The 6,852-nt window shown below is 54.3% G+C and carries 8 protein-coding genes and 1 pseudogene; 4 read left to right on the top strand and 5 right to left on the bottom strand.

Annotation, left to right across the window (positions count from 1 at the left end; all coding sequences use genetic code 11):
- Together istA and istB are read left to right on the top strand one after the other, a co-directional pair.
- Positions 1 to 1,164: IS21 family transposase (gene istA / locus B9Y90_RS07320; protein ID WP_085540786.1), on the top strand; the 1,164-nt coding region annotated here is incomplete at its 5' end.
- A gap of 13 nt (positions 1,165 to 1,177) precedes the next feature.
- Positions 1,178 to 1,918, top strand: a complete 741-nt coding sequence (gene istB / locus B9Y90_RS07315; protein WP_303393654.1) for an IS21-like element helper ATPase IstB — start codon at positions 1,178 to 1,180, stop codon at positions 1,916 to 1,918.
- 107 nt (positions 1,919 to 2,025) lie between these two features.
- Here the strand turns inward: istB and B9Y90_RS07310 are convergent.
- Positions 2,026 to 2,421, bottom strand: a pseudogene (locus B9Y90_RS07310) (LysR family transcriptional regulator); the annotation flags it as partial.
- Between the two features lie 114 nt (positions 2,422 to 2,535).
- On the opposite strand from B9Y90_RS07310, the gene B9Y90_RS07305 reads away from it, so the two are divergent.
- Positions 2,536 to 3,048: an SRPBCC family protein gene (locus tag B9Y90_RS07305; protein WP_085540773.1), complete on the top strand. Its 513-nt coding sequence runs from the start codon at positions 2,536 to 2,538 to the stop codon at positions 3,046 to 3,048.
- Positions 3,049 to 3,051: 3 nt separating this feature from the next.
- On the opposite strand, the gene B9Y90_RS07300 is transcribed toward B9Y90_RS07305, so the two are convergent.
- The 3 genes from B9Y90_RS07300 to B9Y90_RS07290 form a co-directional block, all read right to left on the bottom strand.
- On the bottom strand, positions 3,052 to 3,417 hold the full coding sequence (locus tag B9Y90_RS07300; protein ID WP_085540772.1) for a DUF4186 domain-containing protein: 366 nt from the start codon (positions 3,415 to 3,417) through the stop codon (positions 3,052 to 3,054).
- A gap of 95 nt (positions 3,418 to 3,512) precedes the next feature.
- Complete coding sequence (locus tag B9Y90_RS07295) at positions 3,513 to 4,088, bottom strand: PadR family transcriptional regulator (protein ID WP_085540771.1); 576 nt, start codon at positions 4,086 to 4,088, stop codon at positions 3,513 to 3,515.
- Between the two features lie 11 nt (positions 4,089 to 4,099).
- Entirely contained in the window at positions 4,100 to 4,864 is a 765-nt protein-coding gene (locus B9Y90_RS07290) for a siderophore-interacting protein (RefSeq protein ID WP_085540770.1), read from the bottom strand.
- A 261-nt stretch (positions 4,865 to 5,125) separates the two neighbouring features.
- On the opposite strand from B9Y90_RS07290, the gene B9Y90_RS07285 reads away from it, so the two are divergent.
- Positions 5,126 to 5,347 carry a YdcH family protein gene (locus B9Y90_RS07285; RefSeq protein ID WP_008458803.1) on the top strand — a complete coding sequence of 74 codons (222 nt, stop codon included), beginning with the start codon at positions 5,126 to 5,128 and terminating at the stop codon, positions 5,345 to 5,347.
- Positions 5,348 to 5,397: 50 nt separating this feature from the next.
- Here B9Y90_RS07285 and B9Y90_RS07280 read toward each other — a convergent pair whose 3' ends face one another.
- Entirely contained in the window at positions 5,398 to 6,786 is a 1,389-nt protein-coding gene (locus B9Y90_RS07280) for a hypothetical protein (protein ID WP_085540769.1), read from the bottom strand.
- Positions 6,787 to 6,852 lie beyond the last annotated feature (66 nt).

Genomic DNA, 6,852 nt, shown 5'->3' with positions numbered 1-6,852 from the left:
CAGTTACAAAAGCGTTCCATGCGCCAGCAACACTTTGCTGGTGAAAAATGCTTTATCGACTACTGCGGTCCCACCGTGCCGGTTGTCTCGCCGGATACCGGTGAATGCCGCCTGGCACAGATCTTCGTGGCTGTGCTGGGCGCTTCAAACTACACCTTCGCTGAGGCGACCTGGACGCAGTCGCTGCAGGACTGGCTGCTCAGCCATGTCAGGATGCTGGAGTTCTTCGGCGGCGTCCCTGAAATACTGGTGCCGGACAACCTGAAAAGTGCGGTCAGCAAGGCCTGCCGTTACGACCCCGAGCTGAATCCCGCTTATCAGCAACTGGCGGAGCACTACCTGGTTGCAGTGATACCCACTCGCCCACGAAAACCTAAGGACAAACCCAAAGCCGAAATCGGGGTACAGGTGGTGGAGAGATGGATCCTGGCCCGGCTGCGCCATCAGGTCTTCTTCTCGCTGTCGGAGCTGAACCACTGCATCCGTGCGCTGGTCGCCGATCTCAACGAGCGTCCCTTCAAAAAGCTGCCTGGTAACCGCAGGCAGGCCTTCGAAAGACTGGACCGACCCTCGCTTCGCCAGTTACTGGTACATCCATGGCGCTACCGGCATATCAAAAAAGCGAAGGTGAATATCGATTACCACGTTGAGTATGAGCAGCACCACTACTCGGTTCCTCACCAGTACGTTGGCCATAAGGTGGAGTTGCATGCCTTCGATAACCTGCTTGAGGTCTGGGTGGGAGACCAGATGATAGCCACCCATCCACGGCGCCTCCATCCGGGGAACAGTACGACGGCGGAACACATGCCGGAACGCCACCGCCATCATCAGCAGTGGACGCCTGGGCGACTGAAAAACTGGGCTGCCGGCGTGGGTCCCGACACGCTGCAGTGGATCAGCGATCGCCTGGCAGAAAAGGCGCATCCGGAGCAGGCCTATCGCCTGTGCCTGGGGCTGCTGAGCCTGACGCGTGAGTATCCAGCAGAGCGGGTCAATGGCAGCTGCCAGCTGGCCAACAGCGAAGGGCTGAACCGCCTGAAGCAGATAAAATCGATCCTGAAAACCAACCGTGATCTCGTTCCGCGGGACAGCGACCAGCATCCGTCGCCGGAGCTTCCGCAGGAGCATAAAAACATCCGTGGCCCACGCCACTTCCACTGAAGCAAGGAGCCTGATAATGCCACATACGCTGATGAAACAACTGTCTGAGCTGAAACTGACCGGCATGGCCACCGCGCTGTCGACGCAGATGGAACAACCGGGAACTTACGAAGACCTCTCGTTCAAAGAACGGCTGGCACTGCTGGTCTCCCGCGAATCGCTGGAGCGGGACCTGCGTAAGCAAAAACGGCTGCTGCAGAAAGCGCGGCTGAGGCTTGAGGCCTCGGTTCACGATATCGACTACCAGCCAGCCAGAAACCTTGAGCGTTCACGTATCGCACAACTGAGCCAAAGCGAATGGGTGCACCGGGGCCAGAACCTGCTGATAACCGGCCCCTGCGGCTGCGGTAAAACCTACGTAGGCTGCGCGCTGGGTAACAACGCCTGCCAGCAGGGTTACAGCGTGCAGTACTGGCGCCTGAGCCGGTTACTGGGCGAACTGACGCACGGTCGGGCAGACGGGAGCTACAGAAAACAGCTGACCCAACTGTCGAAAACGCAGTTGCTAATCCTGGATGACTGGGGGCTTGAGCCGCTTCAGGCAGCGCATCGTAACGATCTGCTGGAGCTGATGGACGATCGTTACGGTAAAAGCGCGACGGTGATGATAAGCCAGCTGCCCACGGAGGAGTGGTACGGGTGCGTGGGAGATAACACGCTTGCGGATGCGATCCTGGACAGGCTGATGCACAACGCCCAGCGGCTGGACATGAAAGGTGAATCGATGAGAAAACGACTGGCACAGGTTGACTGAAAGTGAACGGTCAGTGTAATAAAAAGAAGTCAGGGCGCGTTAGGAAATAACGCGTTCATGTTCCTCCGGAACCATCGTTCATCTTCGCCAGAATACGCATCAACCGGCGGACGCACCGAAACGCGCATATTGGGCGCTTCACGCCGCAGCGCATTAATAAAAGGCAGCACAATGGCCTGCAGCGCGTAGTCCGTTGCCGCGAGGGTAAACGTCAGTGTAGAAGTTTTAGGGTCGAACTCAGCCGGGCGCAGCAGAAGTTCAACTTCGTGCAGGATTCGCTTCACCGGCTGCTCGAGCTGTAACGCTCGCTCCGTAGGCACAATGCCCCGCTGGCTGCGGATAAACAGCGGATCGTCGAAGCTTTCCCGCAGCCGCGTCAACATCCCGCTGACGGCTGGCTGCGTCAGAGACAGGCGCGAAGCGGCCCGCGTCACGCTGCGTTCCTGCAGCAGAGCGTCGAAGGTTTTCAGTAAGTTAAGATCCAGACTGCGTAAATCGCGCATCGCATGTCTCCAGATATAAAATTTAATTATATCTGAGATTAAATTTGACGATTGGTTTTATATTTAGTGCGCGGCTATTCTCGCCTCACAGCAACGAAACGTGAGGAACTTACCATGCATTCAATTCACTGGCCGCAGGGCTTCATCCCCGGTTTTAGCGACAACTTTGCTTCTAACGAAATCATCATTGCCGGGGTAGATGCCACCGAAATCTGGCGCTGGCTGACGCAAACCTCGGCCTGGGAACGCTATTACAGCAACGTGTCCGATATTGTATTTCATGATGCCAGCGGGCCAACGCTAACGGCAGGTTCACGCTTCCGCTTTACGACCTTTAGTTTTCCGGTTGAAGCCGAAGTTGTTGAGTTTGCCGCACCGCAGGGCGAATTACCGGGGCGTCTCGCCTGGCACGGCTGGGTTTGCAGTGAAGCGTCTCCCGAGCTGGACGTGCACCATGCCTGGCTGATTGAAAACCTGCCGTCTGGCCGGGTGCGCATTTTGACTCAGGAAACGCAAAACGGGCAGCCCGCGCGTGAACTGGCGGGCACGTTGCCGAACCCGATGCTAAATGCGCATCAGGAGTGGATTTGCGGCCTGGCAAATTATGTTCTGAGCCAGAAGAAATAGCGTTTAAGGTTTTTGCCCCGTCATTTGTGCCGTCAGCCAGCGGTATAAAACACCCACCACATAGCGCTGTTCCTCATCGGTCAGCGCTCTTCCCGCCGGTATCGCGTGCCATTTAGCCAGGCAGCCTCTGCAGCAGGTCGCCGTGGCATGCTGAGCAATAAAAACCGGATGGCCGCGCATGGGCGTTTGTTTACCGTCATTTTTCGGTTCGGCAGGTGCAAGGCGAAGGGCAATAAACTCTTCGGCGTGGCGGGTGACGGCTTCCGGGCCTTTGTCGAGGCAGTACTGGCGCTCTTTGGCCCCAAGCTGGAAGCGCTGTCGAAACGGGGAACGGGTCAGGCGTTGAAAAACGCTATCAGGATTATTCACTGCGGGAGATCTGTGCTGGCTTCAAAAAAGGTATGGTACGCCGCAGGGATCAAATAGCAAGTCAGGGCGCTGAATGTTCAACGCCCTGCCTCGCGCTAGCTTCGTTCGATGTCTTTTGCCGCCTGATCCAGCGTGTCGATTATCTTATACAGCGTCTCTTTCGACAGCTCGGTACTGCCCAGTTTGGCATGCAGTGCCGTTTTAAAATTGTGGATAGCCCGCTGCACTTCGGGTAAGCGCCGATTGTCGCCGAGGATGCCGAGGGTGGCGAGGCGGTTGCTCACCGCTTTCAGTTCTGATTGCTGCTCTTCAAGGGAGGTTTTTCCTTCCGCCGTCAGCGTGAAGGATTTTTTTCCGCTTTGCCCTTCGCCCACCGTGATAAAACCCATTTCCTCCATCAGCGTCAGGTTCGGATAAATGATGCCGGGACTCGGCACATATTCCCCCTTCGCCATCCCTTCGATGGATTTGATCAGCTCATAGCCGTGGGCCGGGCCGTTTGCCAGCAGATGCAGAATCAGCAGGCGGATGTCGTTGGCGTCAAACAGGCGTTCGCGACGATGGCGGGCACGTCCCTCCGGGTGGCTTTGTTCATGCCGGCCATGACCACCCCGGCCACGATGGTGTTCGTGGCGTTCGCATTTATGCTGTCTCAGATGATGAATGCGCATAGTTTGCCCCCTTATTTTTCATGCCAGTAGGCGACGGCGCGGACAAGGTCTGCATCCAGGCCACGGACTTCCAGCAGGTAATCCCCAAGCGCTTTCGCCTGTTTGCCTTCACCCACAATCCAGATGTAATAGTCGTCGGCAGGGATCTCGGCCTTTTTCAGGTAACCGGCGATCTCCTCGTGAGTTAACGCCTGTACTTTTATCGCAGGAAATTCGCTCAAATAGCCCAGACTGTCGGGATGGTGCACGTTAACCAGGACTTCGACCTGTACATCCTGCCCCAGCGACTGCAGACGGCGGCGCACTGCAGGCAGGCCGCTTTCATCAGTCACGTACAGCTGCCAGTGATAATCCGTTGGGGTGACCAGGGAACCGCGCGGGCCACCGATAAACAGCTTGTCATTGGGCTGCGCGTCTTTCGCCCAGCTGCTGGCTACGCCGCCCTCATGCAGATAGAAATCCAGGGTTAATTCACAGCGTTCGGCGTTGAAATCCAGCGGCGTATAGTCGCGCGACTGTGGGCGAGCCCCTTCTCCCCAGACGATGCCTTCGGAAGTAACCTGCGGTGGAGTAAATTCGCCATTTTCAGCCGGGAAAAAGACTTTGATGTGGTCGTCAAACCCCTGGGAAGAGAAATCCGCCAGCTGTGGGCTGGTGAAAACCAGGCGGTAAAACGTATTGGCAATCAGCGTTTTCGTTTTGACCGTTAATTCACGAAATTTCAGTTCGTTACGAACCCGAACCGGCACTTTTTTAGCGTTATTTTGCGTTGTCATAGCGTACCTTTTAGGTGTGTAAGATATATCATAGACATATCTTAGTGCACGACGTTGCGGCTGTCTTTATCATTTTGCGGCGTTATCACTCCGCTTAAGCAATGAGAATGACATTTATTCCGGTAAGGTGCTGCCGGGATCGCAAATTGACAAAACGATGCTTTTTTGTACTTTCCCTTATCCTAAATCCAGTTCTACACTGAGGTTGGCATCAGCCAGTTGTTAATCCACTCACCAACCTACTGACCAGGGAGGCCTGACATGTTTCCTGAGTACCGTGATTTGATTACCCACCTGAAGTCCGAAAACCCCCGCTTTCTCAGCCTGTTTAACAAACACAACCGTCTTGATAGCGAGATTTTGCGCAAGGAGGGGCCGCAAGGGACGGGATACAACGACGAAGTTGTGCAGATGAAGAAAGAAAAACTGAGGGTAAAACAAGAGCTTTACCAGATGTTGAAACAGGCGAGCCAGCCGGCCTGATAGCATTGAAACCGGGGAAGGGTTTGCCCTTCCCTTGTTGTATCCAGAGGTTACAGCCCCACACCAAGCGCCCGCAGTACGCCAATCATTTTCCCAGCCCCCAAATAATTCAGGTGATCGCCGTCGCGGAAATCTTCGCGCTCAAAGGCGGGGTGTTCTGAGAGATCGATAAAACGCGAATGCGCCCCTTCAAGGTCGGCAAAATATTGGCGATGCGTCTGTTTCATCTCAGCATCAAGATTGTCCACGTAGGCCGCCGGGAAAGACGGCGTTAGCCAGATAACCTTTTTGCCTTTTGTCGCCAACTCAACGCTCATCTCAGCCACGAGCTGTTTATTCTCTGCAAGCGTTGCCCGGTGCTTCACAGATTTCGAGTGCGAAATCCCCCGCTTTTGGGCTTCCTCTTGCTGTTGTATGGCAGAAAGCGAGTCGCTGCGGGCAAAGATAAGGCGTGCGGATTCGCAAATTTGTGCCCTGACATGACTGTCTTCGAGCCCATTTATCGTTTGCCCTTGCACCGGCGTCGGCATCACCAGCCGGCTAAACGCCTGCATACCCTCGGCGGTTATCCCATCTTCCGGCTTTATCCTGTAATGGCTGTTTAGCTGGCTCCAGGCGTGGATAATCTGCTGGTTAAAATCATCTTTAGTTTTTAACAAATCACTGTACAGGTCAAAGAAGCCCAGGCAATAGACAAAGTTTTCTACGTGCGGATAGCGCTCGAGAATATGTGCCGTCAATTGCCGGGCCTGTTTTAGCCCTAAACTGTGGGTAGAAATATTTACACTGTTTTCAAGCAACCTCTCAGGGAAGCCATAAAAACTGTAGGAATTACCAATAATCACCGTTTTAACATCTGGATTAGCCAGCGCGGTGTAATGCTGTGCCAGCAGATGGGTGTACTGAGTCGCTGCCGTGCTTAAGGGAATGAAATTATCAATCAGTAAATCGTAAAACGAAATGCAGCCAATGGCCTGAGGATGTTCAACGGCCAGGGCCAGCTTTAACCCTTGCGGATCGTAGAGAATAAAAGGGGCCGTGCTGGCGGTGATTTTGTCATGAAATGCACTGATTTCCTGCTGATCAGTCTCTTCATGGCTGAGATAACAGAGGTTATTGATGGCCGAATCTCTGAAGCGTGAGCCCAGCATCTGCAGCTTGTTCAGCTCGCCAAAATAAAAAATGTCGATCCCGTTGCGCGCCAGCGCGGTCAGCCAGAAAAGATAGAGTGACAGGTAGAGTTGGTTGAGGTTTTGCGGTTTACCTTCCAGCCAGTCACCCAGGGCATTAATTAAATCGAGCGTGATATCGCTCTCATCCAGAAAGACCTGGTTCGAGAAAAGGTAATCGGCGAGCTTCTGAGGAACCTGAGCCGACTGCTCAGGATTTTCTATGTTCCTCAGAAAATGCTGGAGCTGTTTTAAAAAGTGATTTTGCATGATGTCTTGTTGTAATAGCGCAAGAGGTATCACTGATACTACCAGCCACCAACACAGGCAAACGCA

Source organism: Cedecea sp. NFIX57 (genome assembly GCF_900177785.1).
In the GTDB taxonomy this organism is placed as follows: Bacteria; Pseudomonadota; Gammaproteobacteria; order Enterobacterales; family Enterobacteriaceae; genus Cedecea; species Cedecea neteri_C.
The sequence above is the reverse complement of the archived record's forward strand: the minus strand, read 5'-3'. Positions and strand labels throughout refer to the sequence as shown.

Excerpts from the sequence above, each read along its gene's own strand:
- B9Y90_RS07305 (WP_085540773.1), top strand. The coding sequence starts at position 2,536 with ATGCATTCAATTCACTGGCCGCAGGGCTTCATCCCCGGTTTTAGCGAC.
- B9Y90_RS07295 (WP_085540771.1), bottom strand. The coding sequence starts at position 4,088 with ATGCGCATTCATCATCTGAGACAGCATAAATGCGAACGCCACGAACAC.
- B9Y90_RS07290 (WP_085540770.1), bottom strand. The coding sequence starts at position 4,864 with ATGACAACGCAAAATAACGCTAAAAAAGTGCCGGTTCGGGTTCGTAAC.
- B9Y90_RS07285 (WP_008458803.1), top strand. The coding sequence starts at position 5,126 with ATGTTTCCTGAGTACCGTGATTTGATTACCCACCTGAAGTCCGAAAAC.
- B9Y90_RS07280 (WP_085540769.1), bottom strand. The coding sequence starts at position 6,786 with ATGCAAAATCACTTTTTAAAACAGCTCCAGCATTTTCTGAGGAACATA.